Source organism: Plantactinospora alkalitolerans (assembly GCF_015690345.1).
Classification (GTDB): domain Bacteria; phylum Actinomycetota; class Actinomycetes; order Mycobacteriales; family Micromonosporaceae; genus Plantactinospora; species Plantactinospora alkalitolerans.
The window spans coordinates 1-21,201 of the sequence record NZ_JADPUN010000300.1; the positions used below are offsets into that span (position 1 = coordinate 1).

Here is a 21,201-nt window from a genome sequence, read left to right on the forward strand (position 1 = left end):
CGACCACGCTGCCGGGTGCGGCGCCGGTGAGTCGACCGCACCTGGTCGCGACGCTCTGGGCGGCGGCGCCGTACCAGCGGCTACGCGGCCGGCGCGGCCCCGGCCTCGCGGTACGGCCGGAGGACGTCCGGGTGCCGGTCCGGCAGGGCCGGGAGGGCAACCTGATCCTGTTCTGTGTCGACGCCTCCGGCTCGATGGCGGCCCGCCAGCGGATCCGGGAGGTCAAGACCGCGGTGCTGTCCCTGCTGCTGGACGCCTACCAGCGGCGGGACAAGGTCGGCCTGGTCACCTTCCGGGGGAGCACGGCCGAACTCGCGCTGCCGCCGACGTCGAGTGTGGACGTCGCCGCCACCCGGCTGGACGACCTGCCGACCGGCGGCCGTACCCCGTTGGCGGAGGGTCTGCTCCGGGCCGGCGAGGCGTTGCGGGTGGAGGGCATCCGGGACCCGCGCCGCCGTGCCCTGCTGGTGGTGGTGACGGACGGCCGGGCCACCGCCGGCCCGGACGCCGTGGCCCGGTCGCGGCACGCCGCCCGGCTGCTCGCCGCCGGCGGAGTGCGGTCGGTGGTGATCGACTGCGAGTCGGGCCGGATCCGGTTGGGGCTGGCGTCCGCGCTGGCCGGGGCGCTGGGCGCGGAACACCTGCCGCTGGAGCAGGTCGCGGCCGGAGCGCTGACCACGGCGGTACGGTCGCGGACCGACATCCGCCGGCCGGGTGCCCAGGCGTCGGGCAGGGCCGCCTGATGCCACAGGGACAGCCCGAGACGGTTCCGCAGGACGGCCTGACCACCCGGCAGCGCCGCAACCGCCCGCTCCTGATCGTCCACACCGGAGCGATGAAGGGTAAGTCGACGGCGGCCTTCGGCCTCGCCATGCGCGGCTGGAACCAGGGCTGGTCGATCGCCGTGTTCCAGTTCGTCAAGTCGGCCCGGTGGCGCGTCGGCGAGGAGGCGGGCATGCTCGCCCTCGGTCGGGTGCACGAGCAGACCGGTGAGGGTGGCCCGGTCGAGTGGCACAAGATGGGTTCGGGCTGGAGCTGGAGCCGCAAGCCCGGCACCGAGGACGACCACGCCGCGAACGCCGTCGAGGGCTGGCAGGAGATCAAGCGCCGGATCGCCGGATCGCAGCACCAGCTGTACGTGCTCGACGAGTTCACCTATCCGATGAAGTGGGGTTGGATCGACGTCGACGACGTCGTCGACACGCTCCGGAACCGACCCGGCCACCAACACGTGGTGATCACCGGTCGGGACGCCGATCCCCGGCTCGTCGAGGCGGCCGATCTCGTCGTCGAGATGACCAAGGTGAAGCACCCGATGGACGCGGGCCAGAAGGGACAGCGGGGGATCGAGTGGTGACCCGGCTGCCCCGGGTGGTGATCGCCGCGCCCGCCTCCGGACAGGGCAAGACCACCGTGGCCACCGGACTGATGGCGGCGCTGCGCGGGCGTGGCCTGGTGGTCAGCGGGCACAAGGTCGGACCGGACTACATCGATCCCGGCTACCACGCCCTGGCGACCGGCCGACCGGGACGCAACCTGGATCCGCACCTTCAGGGCGAGGAGCGGATCCTTCCGCTGCTGCTGCACGGGGCGGCCGTGCCGGCGCCGGCCGACATCGCCGTCGTCGAAGGGGTGATGGGACTGCACGACGGCGCCGTCGGACGGGAGGGCTTCGCCTCCACCGCACACGTCGCCCGGCTGACCCGGAGCCCGGTGCTGCTGGTGGTGGACGTGTCCGGCAGTTCCCGGAGCATCGGCGCGCTGGTGCACGGCTTCGCGACGTACGACCCGGAGCTGACGATCGCCGGGGTGATCCTGAACAAGGTCGGGTCGGAGACCCACGAGGCGGAGGTCCGGCAGGCGGTCGCCCGGACCGGCGTACCGGTGCTCGGGGCGTTGCGCCGGAACGGCTCCCTGGACACCCCGAGCCGGCATCTCGGGCTGGTGCCGGTCGCCGAGCGCGCCGCCGAGGCCCGCCGTACCGTCGACGCGCTGGCCGGCCACCTCGCCGGTGCCGTCGACCTGGACGCCGTACTCGCCGTCGCCCGGCGGGCACCCGAGCTGACCGAGCGGCCGTGGCGGCCGGACGAGGAGATGCCCAGGCTGCCGCCGGTCACCGTCGCGGTCGCGGGTGGCTCGGCGTTCACCTTCCGGTACGCCGAGACCGAGGAGCTGCTCGGCGCCGCCGGGCTGCGCGTGGTGCCCGTCGATCCGCTGCGCGACGAGGAACTGCCGGCCGGCTGTGCCGGCCTCTACCTCGGCGGCGGCTTTCCCGAGGTGTACGCGGCGGAGCTGTCCGCCAACGGCCGGCTGCGTACGGCGGTGGCCGGCGCGGTCCGCGGTGGCCTGCCGGTGGTGGCCGAGTGTGCGGGACTGCTGTACCTGTGCCGGGACCTCGACGGCCATCCGATGACCGGGGTGTTGGCCGCCTCGGCCCGGATGACCGGACGGCTCACCCTCGGCTACCGGGAGGGCGTCGCGGTCGGCACCAGCCTGCTGGCCGAACCCGGCACGGTGGTGACCGGGCACGAGTTCCACCGCACCCAGGTCGGGTACGCCGACGGCCGGGTTCCCGCGTGGCGGTTCCGACCCCGGCCGTCCCGCCCGCACGGCTTGGACACGGCGGTGGAGGAGGGCGTGGTCGACGGCGCTCTGCACGCGTCCTACCTGCACGTGCACTGGGCCGGGCATCCGGGACTGGCCGCCCGGTTCGGCGCGGCGGCGGCCCGGTACGCCGGAGCGCCCGCCAGCATCTGAGGATCATCGCGGTGCGGTGCACCCCGACGGTCGCCGACCGGGGTGTTCCCGGCCGGCCGTCCGAGCCGGGTCGCGGGATGGCCCGCGTTCCGGTTCCGGACGGCCGGCGGGATTGCGCCGCTAGCCGGCGTAGGTCTCGAACTCGGCGACCCTGGGCGATCCGTTCGAACTGGTGATGTCGAAGGTGATCTTTTTCAGCGTGGTCCGGGTGAAGGTGATGACGCCCGCGCCGCTGCCGGAGGTCAGCACGGCGCCGGTGTCGGCGTTGACGACCCGCCAGGATCCGATGCCGCCCGTGGCGCCCGACGCCTCGCGGATGTTGATCCTGGAGACCGCGGTGGCGGAGTCCCACTTGATCGAGATGTAGCCGGTCGAGCCGGCGGGCGACCAGTACGTGGCCATGTTGCCGTCCCGCACGTTGCCGTAGCTCGTCCCGCTCGCCTTGCTGGAGCCGTCGGAGCCGGCTCCGATGCTGAGGTTGGTCCCGCCGGGCTGGGTCGGCGTCGGCGTGCTGGGTCCTGGCGTGGGGTTGGTCGGGCTGGGCGTGGTCGGCCGTGGCGTGGGGTTGGTCGGCCCCGTCGTCGGCGTCGTCGGCGAGCAGTTGCCGTTCGACACCTGGTTGCCCCTGTTGGCGCCGGCCGTCTGGCTGACGATGCTCGGCACGCAGCTCGCCCCGTCGAGGGTGTAGGAGTACGGGATGCGGACCGTGGTGTTGGACTGCGGGTTGGGGCCGGCGGGGTTGGTGTCGTCGCCGGGGCTGGACCAGGTCACGTTGTCGAAGATGTTGCCGCTGACCTGCCAGTAGCCGGCCTCGCTGGTGTAGAAGGTGCCGAGGACGTCCTTGGAGTTCCGGAAGTGGTTGTTGTCCACCCTGGCGCGGGCACCGGCCCGGGAGTTGATCCCGGACTCGTGGAGGCTCACGTACGAGTTGTTGTAGATGTGGGCGATGCCGCCGCGCAGCAGGGGCGTACGGGAGTCGATGTTCTCGTACAGGTTGTGGTGGTACGTGATGAAGCCGTTCGACCTGTCGCTCTCGCTGGACCCGACGAGGCCGCCCCGGCCGGAGTTGCGCATGACGCTGTAGGACAGGGTCACGTACTGGACGTTGTCCTTCAGGTCGAAGAGGCCGTCGAAGCCCTCCGACTCCCCACCCGACGCCTCCAGGGTGACGTGGTCGACCCAGACGTTGCGGACGGTGCTCTCCATGCCGATGGCGTCACCGCCGTTGGACGTGGGCGAGCCCGACTTCCTGACGTTCCGGACGGTCACGTTCTGGATGATGATGTTGCTGGAATCGCGGATGTGGATGCCCAGCTGGTCGAAGACGGCTCCGCCGCCGACGCCGACGATCGAGACGTTGCTGATCTCCTTGAGTTCGATCCTGTCGGCGGCGGTGTTGCAACTGTCGCCCGACACCTTGCTGGTGTTGCCGTGGTTGATGGTCCCCGAGACCTCGATGATGATCGGGGTGCTGCTACTGGCCCGGCCGCACAGGGCCGCATGGATCGTGGTTCCCGTGCTGGCCCGTACGGTCTGCCCGCCCGCACCGCCGGTGGTCCCGCCGTTCTGGGTCGCGTAGCCGGTGACGCCGCCGGTCGCCGCCGACGCGCCGGGCATCGACAGAACCACGCCGGCCGTGGCCCCGAGGGCCGCCGTGGCCAGCGCCGCATGGAGTCGCAGTGCGACTGGTCGTCTCATCCTCGCCTCACTTTCGTCCCCGCCCGCACCAGGAGATCCAGGCAGACAGGAAAGCGCTTTCCGGAATCGAAGAATAGGACGACGTCTATCGATCTGGCAAGATGCTGCCCCGATCAGGGGCATATGTACTGTCGACGCCTCGGTCGGCGCCCCCGGGCAGCGAATTGGCAGGCACGTCAGCACGTGCCTGCCAATCCGCGTACCGCCCCGACATCCGACGGTCAGCGGAGCACCGTCCGAGCCGGCAACCCTGCCGCCCCTGCACCGACAGGAACTTCAGCTCCCGGGCGGAATCGTCATGTCGGCAGTACCGACATCCGTCCCGCTGGTAGCCGGCCGAGCGGTCTGCCACCCGGTCGTGCGACGTTGTCGCGTTGCCGGGGGCGAGCACCGCGACCACGGGGTCGGGTCATGGGAACGGCTACGACACCCAGACGCTCTGCGGCCGGAAGCTGCCCAGGTTCGACACGCTGCTGTTCGCCGCAACCTGGTACGGGCCGCCGACGCAGTCGTCGTTGGCGAACAGGGCCGCGCCCTGGCTACTGGTGTTGATCGCCGAGCGAACCCGGTTGCCCCAGCCGCTGTCGTTCAGGCTGACGCACGTGCCCCCGGGGACGAGCGACTTGACGGCGAACCGCTCACCGCCGAACGACGTCTGGTCGAACAGGCACAGCGTCGCGCTGAACGGGCAGTCGGCGGCGGCAGCGCTGTTCGCCGGACTGGCCGACGCGGGTGCGCCGACACCGACGAGGGCCGCCGTGGCGGCGCCGACGGCGAACAGCGTGAACCGACGGCGTCGGGAGACGGTGGAGCCGGTCGAGCGAGACATGGCTTCCTCCTTGGGTACGGCCAGTGTTCCTGGCCTGGACGGGTGAGTCCTATCTGGACTCCGGGCACGCGGAAGGGTGCTGTTGCCTGTTAGGACAGACAGCAACACCCTGCCGACGGCACTCTACCCGAAGATCGATGAAAGTGGCTCGAACGGCCATACCCACCCGGCCGGTCGGGCTACCACAATCGGCCGGCTCAGTCGCCGCCCTCCAGGTCGCCCTCGATTCGCAGATACGTCTCGCGCAACGCGTCCATTGTGGTCGGATCGGGCTTGGCCCACAGGCCCCGGTCGGCCGCCTCGGAGAGCCGCTCGATGATGTTCCGCAGTGCCCACGGGTTGGACCGGCGCAGGAACTCCTGGTTCTCCGGATCCAGCGCGTACGTCTGGGCCAACTGCTCGTACATCCAGTCGCCGACCACGCCGGCGGTGGCGTCGTACCCGAAGAGGTAGTCGACGGTGGCGGCCAACTCGAACGCCCCCTTGTAGCCGTGCCGGCGCATGGCCGACAGCCAGCGCGGGTTGACCACCCGGGCCCGGAACACCCGGGCCGTCTCCTCGGTCAACGAACGGGTCCGGATCGCGTCCGGAGTGGTGCTGTCCCCGATGTACGCCCGGGGCGCCTGACCGGTCAACGCCCGCACCGTGGCGATCATCCCGCCGTGGTACTGGAAGTAGTCGTCCGAGTCGGCGATGTCGTGTTCCCGGGTGTCGGTGTTCTTCGCCGCCACGGTGATCCGCCGGTACGCGCTCTCCATGTCCTCCCGGGCGGGCCGACCGTCCAGCCCCCGGCCGTAGGCGAAGCCGCCCCAGACCGTGTAGACCTCGGCGAGGTCGGCGTCGTCGCGCCAGTTCCCGCTGTCGATCAGCGGCAGCAGGCCGGCACCGTACGCGCCCGGCTTCGAGCCGAAGATCCGGCTGGTGGCCCGCCGCTCGTCGCCGTGCCGGGCGGTGTCGGCGCGGGCGTGCGCCCGCAGGAAGTTCTGCTCGTCCGGCTCGTCGAGCGCCGCGACCGCCCGGACCGCGTCGTCGAGCAGCAGCACCACGTGCGGGAACGCGTCCCGGAAGAAGCCACTGATCCGGACGGTCACGTCGATGCGCGGCCGACCCAGCTCGGCGAGCGGGATGATCTCGAATCCGTTCACCCGGCGGGACGCCTCGTCCCAGGTGGGCGCGACACCGATCAGCGCCAGCACCTCGGCGACATCGTCCCCGGCGGTACGCATCGCCGAGGTGCCCCAGGCGGACAGCCCGACCGAGCGGGGCCAGTCCCCGGTGTCCTGCCGGTACCGCTCGACCAGCGACGTCGCCATCGCCTGCCCGGTGGCGTACGCGAGCCGGCTCGGGATCGCCTTCGGATCGACGGTGTAGAAGTTGCGCCCCGTCGGCAGCACGTTGACCAGGCCGCGCAGCGGTGACCCGCTCGGCCCGGCCGGCACGTAACCGCCGTCGAGGGCGTGCACGAGATTGCCGATCTCGTCGGTGGTGCGGGCCAGCCGGGGTACGACCTCGGTCGCGGCGAACTCCAGCACCGGCCGTACGGCCCCGGCCCGGGGATCGTCGTCGCCGAGGACGTCGGCGAGCACCGCCGGTACGGCGTCGATCGCCCAGTCGTGCGCCTCCATCGCCTCGACCAGCGACCGGGCCACCGCCTCGGCCCGGTCGACGGTGGCGCTCTGCTCGTCGCCGGATTCACTCAGCCCCAGCGCGGCGCGCAGGCCGTCGACCGCGCCGGCCTGCCCGCCCCAGACCTGCCGGGCGCGAAGGATCGCCAGCACCAGGTTCACCCGGGCCTCGCCGGCCGGCGGCTCACCCAGGATGTGCAACCCGTCGCGGATCTGCGCGTCCTTCACCTCGCAGAGCCAGCCGTCCACGTGCAGCAGGAACTCGTCGAACTCGGCGTCGTGCGGGCGCTGGTCCAGACCCAGGTCGTGGTCGAGCCGGGCCGCCTGGATCAGTGTCCAGATCTGGCCCCGGATCGCCGGCAGCTTGGCCGGGTCCATGGCGGCGATGTTGGCGTACTCGTCGAGCAGTTGTTCCAGCCGGGCGATGTCGCCGTAGCTCTCGGCGCGGGCCATCGGCGGCACCAGGTGGTCCACGATGACCGCGTGCGCCCGGCGCTTGGCCTGGGCCCCCTCGCCGGGATCGTTGACCAGGAACGGATAGATCAGCGGCAGCGAGCCGAGCACCGCGTCCGGCCCGCAGGCGGCGGAGAGGCCGACCGTCTTGCCGGGCAGCCACTCCAGCGAGCCGTGCTTGCCGAGGTGCACCACCGCGTCGGCACCGAACTCCTCGTCCAGCCAGCGGTACGCGGCCAGGTAGTGGTGGGTCGGCGGCAGGTCCGGATCGTGGTAGATGGCCACCGGGTTCTCGCCGAAGCCACGCGGCGGCTGGATCATGATGATCACGTTTCCGGCCCGCAGGCAGGCCAGCACGATCTCGCCGTCGGGATCGGCGGAGGTGTCGACGTAGAGCTGGCCCGGCGGCGGCCCCCAGTGCGCGACCATCGCCTCGCGCAACTCGGCCGGCAGCGCCTCGAACCATCGCGTGTAACTGTGCAGCGGCACCCGTACCGGGTTGGCGGCGAGCTGCTCCTCGGTGAGGAACTCCTGGTCCTGGCCGCCCGCCGCGATGAGCGCGTGGATCAGCCGGTCACCGTCGGGCAGTTCACTGTCCGGGGCGGGTGCCAGGCCGGGCAGGGCGTCCGGACCGTCGACCGGCCCGAGGTCGTAACCGAGGTCGCGCAGCGTCCGCAGCAGGCGCACGGCGCTGGCCGGGGTGTCCAGCCCGACGGCGTTGCCGACCCGGGCGTGCTTTGTCGGGTACGCCGAGAGGACCAGCGCCAGCCGGCGCTGCTCCGGTGGGGTGTGGCGCAGCCGGCCGAGCCGGACAGCCGTGCCGGCCACCCGGGCCGCCCGCTCCGGATCGGCGACGTACCGGGGCAACCCGTCGGCGTCGGTCTCCTTGAACGAGAACGGCACGGTGATCAGGCGCCCGTCGAACTCGGGCACCGCGACCTGGGTGGCCGCGTCCAGCGGCGAGACCCCGTCGTCGCTGTCCGCCCAGGTCTGCCGGGACGAGGTCAGGCAGAGCGCCTGCAGGATCGGTACGTCCAGCGCGGCCAGCGCGCCGACGTCCCAGGACTGCTCCGAGCCACCCGCGGCGGCGTCCGCCGGCCGGGTACCGCCGGCCGCGAGCACGGTGACCAGCAGGGCATCGGCCGCGCCGAGCGCCGCCAGCAGTTCCGGCTCGGGGGTACGCAGGCTGGCGCAGAAGATCGGCAGGGCCTGACCTCCGGCGTCCTCGACGGCGGCGGCGAGCGCGTCGACGAACCCGACGTTTCCGCTCAACTGGTGGGCCCGGTAGTAGAGGATGCCGACCACCGGCCCCGACGATGTACCCGGGGTCCGGGGATGGATCCCCCAGCCCGGCTGTTCGACGGGCGGGTGGAAGCCGTGGCCGGTCAGCAGCACCGTGTCGGAGAGAAAGCCGTGCAGTTCACGCAGGTTGTCCGGCCCACCCTGGGCGAGGTACGCGTGCGCCTGGGCGGCGATGCCGGCCGGCACCGTGGACCGGGCCATCAGGTCCGCGTCCGGCGCCTGCTCGCCGCCGAGCGCCACCACAGGCAGGGAACCGGCGCGCAGTGCCGTCAGGCCCTCCTCCCACATCCGGTAGCCGCCGAGGATCCGTACCACGACGAGGTCGACCCCGGTCACCAGCTCGGGCAGTTCGGCGAGGTCGAGCCGGGCCGGGTTCGCCAGCCGGTAGGCCGCGCCGCTGGCTCGGGCGGACAGGAGATCCGTGTCCGAAGTCGACAAGAGAAGAATGGTGGTGGCAGCGTCCGCCGAAGACATGGGGAACTCCTCCTCGGGTCCGCGCCCGTGGTCGTGGTCGTGGTCGTGCGGTGAGCCGGAGTGTCTGGCTTCCGAGCTGAATCGCCAGCTCGGTGACAGTGGCGGGACCGCCCCGGACTCGCACCGGGTTCCTCCGGGTCCACCGCGTGATGCTTCTCTCGGGCCGGCAGGCGCCGAGGACCCTGACTCTACGATGTGCCTGTGTCCGTCCCCGTCACCCCGTCCCCACGATCGCCGGAGGACCGCTGTCCCGGTGCGCTGCGGGCACACCAGGCCGCCGACGGTCTGCTGGTCCGGGTACGGCTGCCCGGCGGCCAACTTCGCCCCGACCAACTGCGGGTACTCGCCGAGGTAGCCACCACGGATGGTGACGGGACGCTGGAGCTGACCTCCCGGGCCAACCTCCAGATCCGGGGTCTTCCCGACGACGACGCCGTACGCCGGGCCGCCGAACGGATCGCCACCGCCGGACTGTTGCCGACCCCCACCCACGAGCGCGTCCGCAACCTGCTCGCCTCACCGCTGAGCGGCCGTGACGGGAGCGGTGGTAACGGGAGCGGTGGTGACGGAAGCGGTGGGGACGGAAGCGGCCGGCTCGACGTACGCCCGCTGGTGCGGGACCTTGACGCGGCGTTGCGGGCCGCCGCCGACCTGGCGTCGCTCAGCGGCCGGTTCCTGTTCGCCCTCGACGACGGCCGCTACGACGTCGCCACCCTCGGCGCCGACCTGTGCTGGATCGCCGGCGCGGACACGCTGCGGCTGGCCGGCACCGACACGGGGCTGCGGGTCGGTCCGGAGGCCGCGGTCGAACTGCTGATCGAGGCCGCCCGAGCCTTCCTGCGGGTCCGAGGTGACCGCCGCGACCTGTGGCGACTGGCGGACCTGCCGGACGGGCCGGCCCGGGTGACCGAAGCCCTCGGCCGCCCGGTCGGGCAGCCGGACTCACCGGTGCCCGCGAACGGGAAGGCCGCGAGTGGGAAGGCGGCGGGCGGCGCGGCACCGGAGGTGGGTGTCCGGCCGGACGGCCTGGTGGTGGCCGGAGTCCGGCTGGGACGGCTCACCGCCACCCAGGCCCGCGTGCTGGCCGACCTCGCCGGTACGGACGAGATGATCATCACCCCGTGGCGCAGCGTCGTGCTCGACTCCGTGCGACCGGATACCGTCGGCTGCCTGGTCACGGCCGGGCTGCTGGTCGAGCCGTCCTCGCCGTGGCTCGGTGTCACCGCCTGCACCGGTCGCCCCGGTTGCGCCAGTGCCCTCGCCGACGTCCGGCAGGACCTGACGGACGCCCTGGCCGACGGCGCGACGGGTGCCGAGCCGCCGGCTGCTGCTGCTGGTCGAGCGCTTCCGGTGCACGTCGTCGGCTGTGACCGGTGCTGCGGCCGTCCGGTCGGGCCGGCGGTGCTGGCCGTGGCCACCGGTGCCGGGTACCGCATCGAGGCAGTCGGGCACAGCTGGATCGGCACCCCCTCGGCCGCCCTGGCAGCACGGGCAGAAAGGCAACTGTGAACTACGAATACATCCGCGACGGTGCGGAGATCTACCGGCAGTCGTTCGCGACGATCCGGGCCGAAGCAGACCTGTCCGCGCTGCCGCCGGACCTCGCGCAGGTGGCCGTCCGGATGATCCACGCCTGCGGCTGCGTGGACCTGGTCGGCGACATCGAGGCCAGCCCCGACCTGGTCAGCGCCGGTCGTACGGCGTTGCGGGCCGGTGCGCCGATCCTCTGTGACGCGGCGATGGTCGCCTCCGGCGTCACCCGGGCCCGACTGCCCGGTGGCAACCAGGTGCTCTGCCTGCTGCGCGATCCCGCCGTACCCGGGCTGGCCCAGCGGCTCGGCACGACGCGGAGCGCCGCCGCGCTGGAACTGTGGCGGGATCGGCTCGACGGTGCGGTGGTGGCGATCGGCAACGCCCCGACCGCGCTGTTCCGGCTGCTGGAGATGATCGACGAGGGTGCCGCCCGCCCGGCGGCGATCATCGGTGTTCCGGTGGGCTTCATCGGTGCGGCCGAGTCGAAGCGGGCCCTGGCCGCACACGCTGCGGGTATTCCATACCTGGTGGTGCACGGTCGACGGGGCGGCAGCGCCATGACCGCCGCCGCGGTCAACGCCATCGCGAACGAGGTCGAATGAACAGCCACGTGCGGCCGGGCACACTCCGGGGGGTCGGGGTCGGACCGGGTGACCCCGAACTGCTGACCGTCAAGGCGGCCCGGGTGATCGCCGCCGCCGACGTCGTCGCCTACTACTCGGCCCGGCACGGCCGCAGCATCGCCCGCTCCATCGCCGCGCCGTACCTGACGGACGGCCAGGTACTGGAGCCGCTGGTGTATCCGGTCACCACCGAGACCACCGACCATCCGGGCGGCTACGAGGCGGCCATCACCGAGTTCTACGACGCCAGCGCGGAACGGCTCGCCGGACACCTGTCGGCCGGGCGGAACGTGGTGGTGCTCTGCGCCGGTGACCCGATGTTCTACGGCTCCTACATGTACCTGCACGAACGACTGGCGCACCGGTTTCCCGCCGAGGTGGTGCCGGGGGTCACCTCGATCAGCGCCGCCACCGCCGTCCTGGGCCGACCGCTGGTCGAGCGGGACGAGGTGCTCACCGTGCTGCCCGGAACCCTGCCCGCCGACGAGCTGACCCGCCGGCTGGCCGACACCGACGCCGCCGCCGTGCTCAAGCTGGGCCGCACCTTTCCCCAGGTACGCGCCGCGTTCAGCGACGCCGGACGGCTCGACGACGCGTGGTACGTCGAGCGGGCCACCACCGGCACCGGGCGGGAGCTGCCGCTGGCCGAGGTGGATCCGGACGGGGTGCCGTACTTCTCCCTGGCGGTGCTGACCAGTCCGACCGGCGCGGCCGTGGCGGCGGGTGTCTCGGGCGGGACGGGCGTCCCGGCGGCGGGTGTCCACGGGGCGACGGGTGCCGATCGGCCGACCGGCGTCGAGGCCGAGCGACCGGCGGGCGAGGTGGTTGTCGTCGGGCTCGGTCCCGCCGGGACGAAGTGGCTCACCCCGGAGACCGCACAGGCACTCCGCGAGGCCGAACATCTCGTGGGCTACGCCCCGTACGTCGACCGGGTGCCGCACCGCCCCGGCCAGCACCGGCACACCTCGGGAAACCAGGTCGAGATCGAGCGTGCCCGGCACGCGCTGGACCTCGCCCTGGCCGGCGCGCGGGTGGCCGTGGTCTCCTCAGGCGACCCGGGAGTCTTCGCGATGGCCACGGCGGTGCTGGAGGTCGCCACCACCGACGAGCGGTTCGGCTCGGTGCCGGTACGGGTGCTGCCGGGGCTGACGGCGGCGCAGGCGGCGGCGAGTCGGATCGGCGCCCCGCTCGGCCACGACTTCGCGGTGCTCTCGCTCTCCGACCGGCTCAAACCGTGGGCCGTGATCGAACAACGGCTGGCGGGTGCCGCCGCCGCAGACCTCGTCCTGGCGCTCTACAACCCCGCGTCCGCGAGCCGCCGATGGCAGGTTGCGGCGGCCCGGGACGTCCTGCTGCGGCACCGTGCGGCGGAGACTCCGGTGGTCATCGCCCGGGACGTCGGCCGGCCGGGGGAGCGGGTCACGGTGGTGGAACTGTCCAAACTGGACCCGGACGAGGTGGACATGCGCTGCCTGTTGATCGTCGGCTCGTCGACCACCCGACTGGACCGGCGCGCGGACTCCTCGGTCGTGGTCTGGACACCCAGGACGTACCCGGGCTGACGGTCCGCAGCGGCGGCGACCCGCCCCGCCGTGCCTTGTCGTACCCCCGATGTAGCGTCCCGGGTCGGAGTCAGGCTCATGCTTCGCGGTTGACGGAGGGGCGCGGATGACGAGTACGACAGGCGAGCCCGTGGTGGAGGTGTCCCGGCGCATCGAGGCACCGGCGGAGGACATCTTCCGGATCCTGGCCGACCCCGGGCGGCACCGCGACTTCGACGGCTCGGGGATGCTTCGCGGTGGCGTCGCCGACGCCGTGGTCTCGGGTGTCGGCGACGTCTTCGTGATGCGGATGCACTACGAGCGCTACGGCGACTACGAGATGAACAACCAGGTCGTCGAGTACGAGCCGGACCGCCGCCTCGGCTGGGAACCGAGGCCCGGTCGTGGGCACCCGGACGCCACCGCGACCGGGGCCGCGTGGGGCCATCGGTGGATCTTCGACCTGCTTCCGGACGGGCCCGGGGCAACGATCGTGACCGAGACGTTCGACGGTTCGCGCATGCCGGAGGAGAAACGCGCGGAAGTGGACAGCGGACGCGCCTGGTGGCAGACGCAGATGGCGAGCACCCTGGAACGCCTCGCCCAACTGCTGGAAGTGACCCCGGCGAGCCCTCCTGGTCAACGGCACTAGTTCGAACTATTGCTGCGGTAGGGCGGACTCCAGCCAGGCCAGCGCCGCGCCGACCTCCGACACCTTCGCCGGTACGGCCACGGCCGCCGGCCGGTCGACCATCACCACGGGCAGGCCGAGATCCCGGGCGGCGGTGAGCTTCGCCCTGGTGTACGAGCCGCCACTGTCCTTGGTGACCAGTACGTCGATCCGGTGCGCCGCCATCAGCGCCGTCTCCGCCGCCACCTGGTACGGGCCACGGTCGCGGATCACCGAGACGTTGCCGGGCAGCGGCGTCTGTGGTTCGTCGACGACCCGGACGAGCAGCCAGATGTCCCGCAGGGGAAGGAAGGCGTCCAGTCCCTGCCGGCCGGTGGTGACGAAGGCCCGGCCGCCCAACCGGGGTATCAGATCGGCTGCGGCGGCGAGGTGCGGCACTCGGTGCCACCGGTCCCCGGGCCCGCTCGTCCAGCCGGGACGCTCCAACCGCAGGTGTGGCAGCCCGGTCGCGTCCGCCGCCCGGACCGCCGAGGACCTGATCCGCTCCGCGTACGGGTGGGTGGCGTCGATCAGCGCGTCGACCTGGTGCGCGACGAGCCACCGGATGAGGCCGTCGACTCCACCGAACCCGCCGACCCGAACCTCGCCGACCGGCAGCCGGGGATTGGCGACCCGGCCGGCCAGTGAGGAGACCACGACGGTGTCGGGGCGGCCGACCAGGGCGGCGGCCAGTTCTCGCGCCTCGGCCGTGCCGCCGAGTACCAGCACCCGGGTCGTCACGGCCGGAACCGTAACGGCCGCGCGGACGCGCGACAAGCGCGCCCGTCCACCGGTGACCTCCGACACCCTGCGTCCCGCTCCGCCCAGCCACGCGCGCGGCGGACACCGGAGGAGAGTTCCCGGTCGGCAGGTCGTCCGGTTGACCGCCGGGTATGGCGGCGATACCGTCGACTCACCAAACTGCGGCGTCGCGAGGGAAGCCGGTGAGAATCCGGAGCGGTCGCGCCACTGTGAGCGGTCCCGACATCCTCGGGCCCGCGAGCCAGGACGCTCGGTCGTCGCAGCCTTTTCGAAGGGGACGCGTCATCCCCAAGGAGGTTCTGCGCATGTCCAGTTCCACGCCGGCCCGCACCCTGGCCCACCCCGCGATCTCGGCCCGCCTGCTCTGGGTCGCACTCGCCGTCGTCGCCGCCCTCTCGCTGCTGACCTACCTGGTCGCGTTCGACCAGGGCGCCGTCTCCCAGAGCGGCATGTACCTGCACGAGCTGATGCACGACGGCCGGCACCTGCTCGGCGTTCCCTGCCACTGACCGCCGCGCATCCGGTGCCCACCTTTCTGTCCGTACTACTGCGTGGCCTGCTCGCAGGCCTGGTCGCCGGCCTGATCGCCGGAACCTTCGCCTACTTCGCCGGTGAACCGCGGATCGACGCGGCGATCACGATCGAGGAACAGGCGACCCACTCCGAGCCCGGCACGGGCGAGGACCACCACGAGGACGAACTCGTCAGCCGGAACGGCCAGCGCGCCGGCCTGTTCCTGGCCACCGGACTGTTCGGCGTCGCCATGGGTGGTCTGCTGGCCACGGCGTACGTCCTGCTGCGCCGCCGGCTGCGTACCGCCGACGATGGCCGGGCGGCGCTGCTGCTGGCCGGCGGGGCACTGCTCGGCGCGGTGGTCGTGCCGTTCCTGAAGTATCCGGCGAATCCACCGGCGGTCGGCAACCCCGACACCATCAACCAGCGGACCGGCAGCTACCTGTTGCTGGTGGTGCTCGGTCTGGTGGCAGTCTGGGCCGCCGCCCTCGGCTACCGGGCGGTGCGGCCGGACGCGCCGGAGTGGCAGCGTGGCGCGGCCGCGGTCGGCGGGTTCCTGCTCGTCACGGCGGTGTCCTACATCGTGCTGCCGACGTTCCACGAGGTGCCGGAGGACTTCCCGGCCACCCTGCTGTGGAACTTCCGGCTCGCCTCCCTCGGTACCCAGGTGGTGCTCTGGACCGGTATCGGGCTGCTGTTCGCGGCGCTGCTGACCTGGAGCGGCGGCGGTCGGTCGGGCGGCGGCGGCCGGGATCGGCGTCAGGTCGCCGACCGGTTGGCCGGCAGCGCCGACGGACCGGGGGAGACCGACGAGGCGAGGAACGGCGTCGACGCCCCTGTCCGACCGTGACCACGACCAGCCTCCGCTCCCGACCGTGACCACGACCAGCCTCCGGTTGGTCGCCCACGCCCACACCGCCGCGATCCGGCGAGCGGTCTTCGGCGGCGGCGACGAACCCCTCGATGAGGGCGGCAACCGGGCCGCGCTCGCACTCGCGCCGGCCGGACCGGACGGCCGGGGACTCCTCGGGCGGGTCGACGCCTGCCTGAGCACCCCGGCTGTGGCGGGGATGCAGACCGCGTACGCGCTGGGTCTGCAACCCACGCCGGAACCGGCGCTGGCCGACTGCGACTACGGGCGCTGGACCGGGCGGACCCTGGACGACGTCGCCGCCCGGGAGCCGGAGGCGGTCCGGAGCTGGCTGACCGAGCCGGACGCGGCGCCGCACGGCGGCGAGTCGGTCAGCGCGCTCCTGCACCGGATCGGTCGCTGGCTCGACGGGCAGGTCGACCGGGGCGGGCGGATCGGCACCGTCACCCATCCGATGGTGATCCGCGCCGTGCTGGTACGGGCGCTCCGGCTGCCGCCCCCCGTCTTCTGGCAACTGGACGTCGCGCCCCTGGCGGTCGTACGGCTGACCGGGCGCGGGTCGCGCTGGCAACTCCACCTGACCGCGCCCGCCGGTACGACGGGTTGAGCCTTGCGGGTGGCACCCGTTACCCGGAGCGTCCCCGGCGTCGGAAGGCCAGGCCACGGAGCCGCAACGCGACGAAGACGCCGGTTGCGATCAGGGCCAGTACGACCGCCCCGATCAGATATCCGGCGTTGTCCGGCCCTCGCCCCGCGCGCGGGAGCTCGCCGCCGGCCGCGCCGCTCGTGGCGGGAGTGGGGACCGCGGGCACGGCTGCGGGAGAGGTGGCCGACGGCGCCGGTCCGGAACCTGATGGCGGGCGGTAGCTCAGGATGGCCGGCCTGGTGGCGGAAGAATCCTCGACGGCTTCCGAGACGGTCAGCAGCGATCTCCCGTCGGCGCCGTAGGTGATCGACTCTCCCTGCGGCTCGTCGGGCAGCGGAGTGATCCGGGGAACGCCCCTGGTGATGGCCCCGGCCACGTCGCCGCCGGTGACGTCGAACTCGAAGGCGTCGGCGTAGGTGCGCAGCACGGCCCGACTACCGTCCGGCGCGAGCGCGGCGCCGGTGACGAGACGCGTCCCGAAGCTGTAGAACGGGTTGCTGGTACCACTTCTCGGCAGGGTGAATTCGCCGACCTTGGCCATCGGTACGGTCGCGCCCGCGCGCAGCGGGCCGGTCGGCACGTACAGACCCGGCGTGCCGGGATCCTTGGTGACGATGATCGGGGTGCCGTCGCCGGACAGCAGGAACGCCTCCGCATCGTGTGGACCGTCCGGGTAGCTGAGCCGGTGGAGTACCGGCGAGCGCCCGTTCGGAGCGAGCTTCCAGAGCGCGACGCTTTGCCGGGACTGGCCGTTGTCGCCGATGTCGGCGACCCAGACCGTGCCGTCCGGGGCTCGGGCCAGGTCCTCGGTGTCACGCGGCCGGGAGGGGTAGGCGACGGCTCGGGTCACCGCGCAGGCGCGGTTGAGGAAGAAGATCCGCCGGTGGCTCTCCCGGTTCGAACCGTCGTTGACCACGATGTAGCCGTTGGCGGTGGCCACCAGTCCGGAGATCTCGGTCAGCCGCTTGTCGCCGATCTCGCAGATCCGGGTGACGCGTCCGGCGGCCGCCGACGTCGCCACCTGACCCGGGACAGCCGCCCCGGCCGCCGTGCCGCTGGCCCCTGCCGCCGTGCCGCTGGCCACGAGTACCAGCACCGCGGCCACCGCCGGGACCGACAGGCTCCGCATCGGGTAAGTGTGGCACGGCGGGGACGCCCGGGAGGCCCGGTCCGGCTCTGCCAGGGCCGGCGTACCGGGGCGGGCGGATTGAGTAGGTCGAGGACTCTGGTGGAGACTGGTGGTCGATCGACGGACACAACGGCGCGAGGGGCAGCATGCTGAAGGTCATCGGCGCGGGATTCGGGCGTACGGGCACCAAGTCGACCAAGGAAGCGTTGGAGTTGATCGGCTTCGGGCCCTGCCACCACATGACCGAACTGTTCGCGCATCCGGGAACCATCAAGAACTGGCTGCGCGTGGCGCAGGGTGAGCCGGCGGACTGGGACCTGCTGCTCGGCGGCTACCGCTCGGCGGTGGACTGGCCCAGCGCGGCGTTCTGGCGGGAGCTGATACAGGTCTATCCCGACGCGAAGGTGCTGCTGACGGTACGCGACCCGGAGCGCTGGTACGACAGCGTCAGCAACACCATCTACCGGGGTCGGTCCGTCGATCCGGAGAACCTGCCGCCCGGCCTGCGGCAGGCGATCGAGGCCCAACCGGAGTTGCGGGACCAGCCGAAGCTGACGGAGACCCTCGTCTGGCAGGGGACCTTCGACGGCCGGTTCACCGACCGGGAGCACGCCCTGCGCGTCTACACGGACCACAACGCGGAGGTACGGGCCACCGTACCGGCCGACCGGCTGCTCGAGTTCGACCCCGCCCAGGGCTGGGAACCGCTCTGCGACTTCCTCGGTGTCGAGGTGCCAGAGACGCCGTTCCCCCTACTCAACACGACGGCCGCGTTCCGCCAGCAGGTCGAGATGTAAGGAAGGGCTCCCGCGTACGGCGGGCCGGTGCCGATCCGTACCGGCGTCGACACCTTCGCCGCGCCCAAGCCGGCTGGACGTACTCGTGGACTGCCCGGCTGGTCGTCGCCACCGGCTGGAACGAGTACGACGTCCCCGGCTGACTGCCGCTCACGGCGCGGGCGGCGAAACCGGAAGCCGGATGGTGAACGTGGTCCCGGCGCCGGGGGTGGAGGTGACGGAGGCGGTACCGCCGTGCGCGGCGGCGATCGAGGCGACGATGGCCAGCCCCAGTCCCGAGCCGCTGCGCTGGTGCGAGCGGGTCGTCGCGGTGCGGTAGAAGCGCTCGAAGACCCGTTCGCAGTCCTCGACGGTCATTCCCGGCCCGTCGTCGGTCACCTCGATGCTGGCCTCCTCCCCGGTTCCGGTCACCCGGACCACCGCGCGGGTGCCCGCCGGGGTGTGCCGGCGTACGTTCGACAGCAGGTTGGTCAGCAGTTGCCGCAGCCGGGCATCGTCCCCCGAGACGACGACCTCGCCGTCCATCTCGACGCTCAACGGGTGGTCCGGCTCGATCGCCAGGGAGTCCGCCACCGCCTCGGTCGCCAGCCGGGCGAGGTTGACCCGTTCCCGTTCCAGCGGGCGGCCCTCGTCGAGCTTCACCAGCGTGAGCAGCTCGTTGACGAGTTGGCCCATCCGGGTGGCTTCGGACTCGATGCGCCGCATGGCCAGCGCGAGGTCGTCCGGGCGGGTGTCGGCGCCGTGGCGGAACAGTTCGGCGTACCCCCGAATGGTCGCGATCGGGGTGTTCAGCTCGTGCGAGGCGTCCGCGACGAAGCGGCGCAGCCGGTCCTCGGACGCCTGCCGTTCGGCGAACGCGGTCTGGATCTGGACGAGCATGGTGTTCAGGGCGTCGCTGAGCCGGCCGATCTCGGTGTTGGGCCGGGCGGGCTGCACCCGGCGGTTCAGGTCGCCGTGGCCGATGGCGCTGGCGACCTCGGCGATGTCGTCGAGCGGCCGCATCCCGACGCGGATCACCCGCAGGACGACCAGGGCGACCACCAGCATGACGCTGGCGGTCGCGATGACCTCGACCCGGATGAGCCGGTCCGACATCTCCTGGAACTGGGTCATCGGCAGGCCGAGGACGAGGATGCCCTGTCGGTCGGGCAGCCAGGCGACGCGTACCCGCCACTGCGACGGATCGACCCCGGCCAGCCTGACGTTCCGGTGCACCACTCCGACGGGATTGTCGCGGGTCGACGCCGCCGGACGCACGTCGATCCGTACCGAACGGGCGTCGGGCGGGCCCATGTTGGTCCGGAGGCTGCCGTCCGGCTCCTGCACCTGTAGGAGCACGAACGGCTGCTCGGTCGCCGTGAGCGCCCGGCCGCCGTTCAACATCGGTGCCATCGGCCGCCCGGAGTCCAGCTGGGCCACCATCACGGAGCTGAGCTGGTCGAGCTGGGTGTCGGTGCGGGCCAGCAGGAAGAACCGGAGGGCCGCGAGGGTCGCGCCCGCGGCGACGAGGAGTCCGGCGGCGAGCAGCGCGAGGACCACCGCGACGAGCCGGGTACGGAGACTCACGTCGACACTCCGGTCCGCTGCGTGCCGTGGTGCGGCATCTTCGCGCCGAGTTGGCTACCGCTCACGGCGTGGGCAACCGCACCATGTATCCGATTCGGGGCACGGTGTGGATCAGCGGCGGGTCGAACTGGTCGATCTTGCGCCGCAGGTAGCTGATGTACGTCGACACCACACCCTGGTTGCCACCGAAGTCGTACTCCCAGACGTGGTCGACGATCTGCTGCTTGGACACCACCCGGCCGGCGTTGCACACCAGGTAGCGCAGCAGGTTGAACTCGGTCGGGCTGAGGTGGATCGTGGTGCCGTGCCGGCGGACGAGGTGTGCGTCCTCGTCGATCTCCAGGTCGGCGTAGCTGAGGCCACCACCGCGCGCGGTCTCCGTCGACCGGGCCCGGCGCAGGACGGCACGCACCCGGGCGATCAGCTCGTCGAGGCTGAACGGCTTGGTCAGGTAGTCGTCGCCGCCGACGGTCAGGCCGGCGATCTTGTCCTCCACGGCCTGCCGGGCGGTGAGGAAGATGACCGGGGCGAGGAACCCGGCCCGGCGCAACCGTTGGCACAGCTCCATTCCGGAGCCGTCCGGCAGCATCACGTCCAAGATGATCAGGTCCGGACTCTCCCGGGCGACGGCGGCCTCGGCCTCTGCGCAACTCGGCGCCGTCACCGAGGCGAAGCCGGCGTAGCGCAGCGCCGAGGCAACCAGATCGGCGAGGAACACCTCGTCGTCGACGATGAGGATCCGCGGAGCCGTCGAGTCGGTCGTGGACCGGGCGCCACCCGCGGGTTCGGTCACCGTCATGCCCGTCCTCTCCGGGATCAAACCCCTGCGCCCGTAGCTGCACGGGCTTGCCCAGCATTGTCTCCAATCCGGCGGGGAAATCTGTCAGAAATTCCTGTGTCTTCTATGAGAGTGGTCGAGGCAGGATCTGTCGCGGCCCCGGCGGACGACCGAAATACTGGCGCCACTCGCGGGGATAGCCGACCGACACCTCGACGAACGGCACCCCGTCGTGCCAGGTGGTGCGCGGGATGTGCAGGTGGCCGTAGACCACGGTGTGCGCCCGGAACCGTACGTGCCAGTCGGCGGTCGCCTCGGTACCGCACCACTGCGCGAACTCCGGGTGGCGCAGCACCCGGGTCGGCTCCCGGACCAGCGGGAAGTGGTTCACCAACACGGTCGGAAACCGCGGGTCGCACGCCTCGAGCCGGGCCTGCGTCCGCTCGACCCGCTGGCGGCACCAGTCCTCCCGGCTCGGGTACGGGTCGGGATGCAACAGGAACTCGTCGGTGCACACCACCCCGGCGTCGTACGCCCGCGCGAGCGCCTCCTGCTGGGTCCGCGTGCCCGACGGCCGGAACGTGTAGTCGTAGAGCAGGAACAGGGGCGCGACGGTCACCGGCCCGCCCGTCCC

General features: G+C 72.3%; 18 protein-coding genes, 1 pseudogene and 2 riboswitches. Of the genes and pseudogenes, 11 read left to right on the plus strand and 8 right to left on the minus strand.

Going from position 1 to position 21,201, the window contains the following annotated elements:
• From I0C86_RS33795 to I0C86_RS33805, 3 genes are all read left to right on the plus strand, one after another.
• Positions 1 to 743: vWA domain-containing protein (locus tag I0C86_RS33795; protein WP_196205369.1), on the plus strand; the 743-nt coding region annotated here is incomplete at its 5' end.
• Positions 743 to 1,357, plus strand: coding sequence for a cob(I)yrinic acid a,c-diamide adenosyltransferase (gene cobO / locus I0C86_RS33800; RefSeq protein WP_196205370.1), 615 nt, complete (start codon positions 743 to 745; stop codon positions 1,355 to 1,357). The genes I0C86_RS33795 and cobO, both read left to right, overlap by 1 nt.
• On the plus strand, positions 1,354 to 2,757 hold the full coding sequence (locus tag I0C86_RS33805; RefSeq protein WP_196205371.1) for a cobyrinate a,c-diamide synthase: 1,404 nt from the start codon (positions 1,354 to 1,356) through the stop codon (positions 2,755 to 2,757). The genes cobO and I0C86_RS33805 overlap by 4 nt, the downstream gene beginning before the upstream one ends.
• Before the next feature lie 120 nt (positions 2,758 to 2,877).
• Here the strand turns inward: I0C86_RS33805 and I0C86_RS33810 are convergent, their stop codons facing one another.
• The 3 genes from I0C86_RS33810 to cobN all read right to left on the minus strand — a co-directional run bounded on the left by I0C86_RS33810 (position 2,878) and on the right by cobN (position 9,138).
• Entirely contained in the window at positions 2,878 to 4,455 is a 1,578-nt protein-coding gene (locus tag I0C86_RS33810; protein WP_196205372.1) for a pectate lyase family protein, read from the minus strand.
• 421 nt (positions 4,456 to 4,876) lie between these two features.
• The gene (locus I0C86_RS33815) at positions 4,877 to 5,284 is read right to left on the minus strand and encodes a peptidase inhibitor family I36 protein (RefSeq protein ID WP_196205373.1); all 408 of its coding nucleotides are present in this window, start codon (positions 5,282 to 5,284) and stop codon (positions 4,877 to 4,879) included.
• A 197-nt stretch (positions 5,285 to 5,481) separates the two neighbouring features.
• Positions 5,482 to 9,138 carry a cobaltochelatase subunit CobN gene (cobN, locus tag I0C86_RS33820; protein WP_196205374.1) on the minus strand — a complete coding sequence of 1,219 codons (3,657 nt, stop codon included), beginning with the start codon at positions 9,136 to 9,138 and terminating at the stop codon, positions 5,482 to 5,484.
• Positions 9,139 to 9,196: 58 nt separating this feature from the next.
• Positions 9,197 to 9,272, minus strand: a riboswitch (cobalamin riboswitch).
• Positions 9,273 to 9,339: 67 nt separating this feature from the next.
• Between cobN and I0C86_RS33825 the strand changes: the two genes are divergently transcribed.
• The 4 genes from I0C86_RS33825 to I0C86_RS33840 all read left to right on the plus strand — a co-directional run bounded on the left by I0C86_RS33825 (position 9,340) and on the right by I0C86_RS33840 (position 13,487).
• Positions 9,340 to 10,647 (plus strand): precorrin-3B synthase, encoded by a 1,308-nt coding sequence (locus I0C86_RS33825; protein ID WP_196205375.1) that lies wholly within the window; start codon positions 9,340 to 9,342, stop codon positions 10,645 to 10,647.
• Positions 10,644 to 11,273, plus strand: a complete 630-nt coding sequence (locus I0C86_RS33830) for a precorrin-8X methylmutase (RefSeq protein ID WP_196205376.1) — start codon at positions 10,644 to 10,646, stop codon at positions 11,271 to 11,273. Before I0C86_RS33825 ends, I0C86_RS33830 begins: the two co-directional genes overlap by 4 nt.
• Complete coding sequence (locus I0C86_RS33835) at positions 11,270 to 12,856, plus strand: precorrin-2 C(20)-methyltransferase (RefSeq protein ID WP_196205377.1); 1,587 nt, start codon at positions 11,270 to 11,272, stop codon at positions 12,854 to 12,856. The genes I0C86_RS33830 and I0C86_RS33835 overlap by 4 nt, the downstream gene beginning before the upstream one ends.
• A 106-nt stretch (positions 12,857 to 12,962) precedes the next feature.
• Positions 12,963 to 13,487, plus strand: a complete 525-nt coding sequence (locus I0C86_RS33840) for an SRPBCC family protein (RefSeq protein ID WP_196205378.1) — start codon at positions 12,963 to 12,965, stop codon at positions 13,485 to 13,487.
• Positions 13,488 to 13,493: 6 nt separating this feature from the next.
• Here the strand turns inward: I0C86_RS33840 and I0C86_RS33845 are convergent, their stop codons facing one another.
• A complete protein-coding gene (locus tag I0C86_RS33845; protein ID WP_196205379.1) occupies positions 13,494 to 14,246 on the minus strand; it encodes a cobalt-precorrin-6A reductase in 753 nt (250 codons plus the stop codon).
• A 142-nt stretch (positions 14,247 to 14,388) separates the two neighbouring features.
• Positions 14,389 to 14,540: riboswitch (cobalamin riboswitch) on the plus strand.
• Between the two features lie 32 nt (positions 14,541 to 14,572).
• On the opposite strand from I0C86_RS33845, the gene I0C86_RS33850 reads away from it, so the two are divergent.
• Genes I0C86_RS33850 through I0C86_RS33860 form a run of 3 tightly spaced genes read left to right on the plus strand, consistent with a single transcriptional unit; the run spans position 14,573 to position 16,258 of the window.
• Entirely contained in the window at positions 14,573 to 14,776 is a 204-nt protein-coding gene (locus tag I0C86_RS33850; RefSeq protein ID WP_196205380.1) for a CbtB domain-containing protein, read from the plus strand.
• 14 nt (positions 14,777 to 14,790) lie between these two features.
• A complete protein-coding gene (locus I0C86_RS33855) occupies positions 14,791 to 15,630 on the plus strand; it encodes a CbtA family protein (protein ID WP_323374002.1) in 840 nt (279 codons plus the stop codon).
• 25 nt (positions 15,631 to 15,655) lie between these two features.
• On the plus strand, positions 15,656 to 16,258 hold the full coding sequence (locus tag I0C86_RS33860; protein WP_196205381.1) for a histidine phosphatase family protein: 603 nt from the start codon (positions 15,656 to 15,658) through the stop codon (positions 16,256 to 16,258).
• 19 nt (positions 16,259 to 16,277) lie between these two features.
• Here the strand turns inward: I0C86_RS33860 and I0C86_RS33865 are convergent, their stop codons facing one another.
• Positions 16,278 to 17,426, minus strand: coding sequence for a type I phosphoribosyltransferase (locus I0C86_RS33865; RefSeq protein ID WP_196205382.1), 1,149 nt, complete (start codon positions 17,424 to 17,426; stop codon positions 16,278 to 16,280).
• A gap of 146 nt (positions 17,427 to 17,572) precedes the next feature.
• Here I0C86_RS33865 and I0C86_RS33870 point away from each other — a divergent pair, with 146 nt between their 5' ends.
• Positions 17,573 to 18,223 (plus strand): sulfotransferase family protein, encoded by a 651-nt coding sequence (locus I0C86_RS33870; RefSeq protein WP_196205383.1) that lies wholly within the window; start codon positions 17,573 to 17,575, stop codon positions 18,221 to 18,223.
• Positions 18,224 to 18,373: 150 nt separating this feature from the next.
• On the opposite strand, the gene I0C86_RS45250 is transcribed toward I0C86_RS33870, so the two are convergent.
• The 3 genes and pseudogenes from I0C86_RS45250 to I0C86_RS33885 form a co-directional block, all read right to left on the minus strand.
• The gene (locus tag I0C86_RS45250; protein WP_196205384.1) at positions 18,374 to 19,789 is read right to left on the minus strand and encodes a sensor histidine kinase; all 1,416 of its coding nucleotides are present in this window, start codon (positions 19,787 to 19,789) and stop codon (positions 18,374 to 18,376) included.
• A 61-nt stretch (positions 19,790 to 19,850) separates the two neighbouring features.
• Positions 19,851 to 20,588, minus strand: coding sequence for a response regulator transcription factor (locus I0C86_RS33880; RefSeq protein ID WP_196205385.1), 738 nt, complete (start codon positions 20,586 to 20,588; stop codon positions 19,851 to 19,853).
• 103 nt (positions 20,589 to 20,691) lie between these two features.
• A pseudogene (locus I0C86_RS33885) lies at positions 20,692 to 21,201 on the minus strand (metallophosphoesterase); the annotation flags it as partial.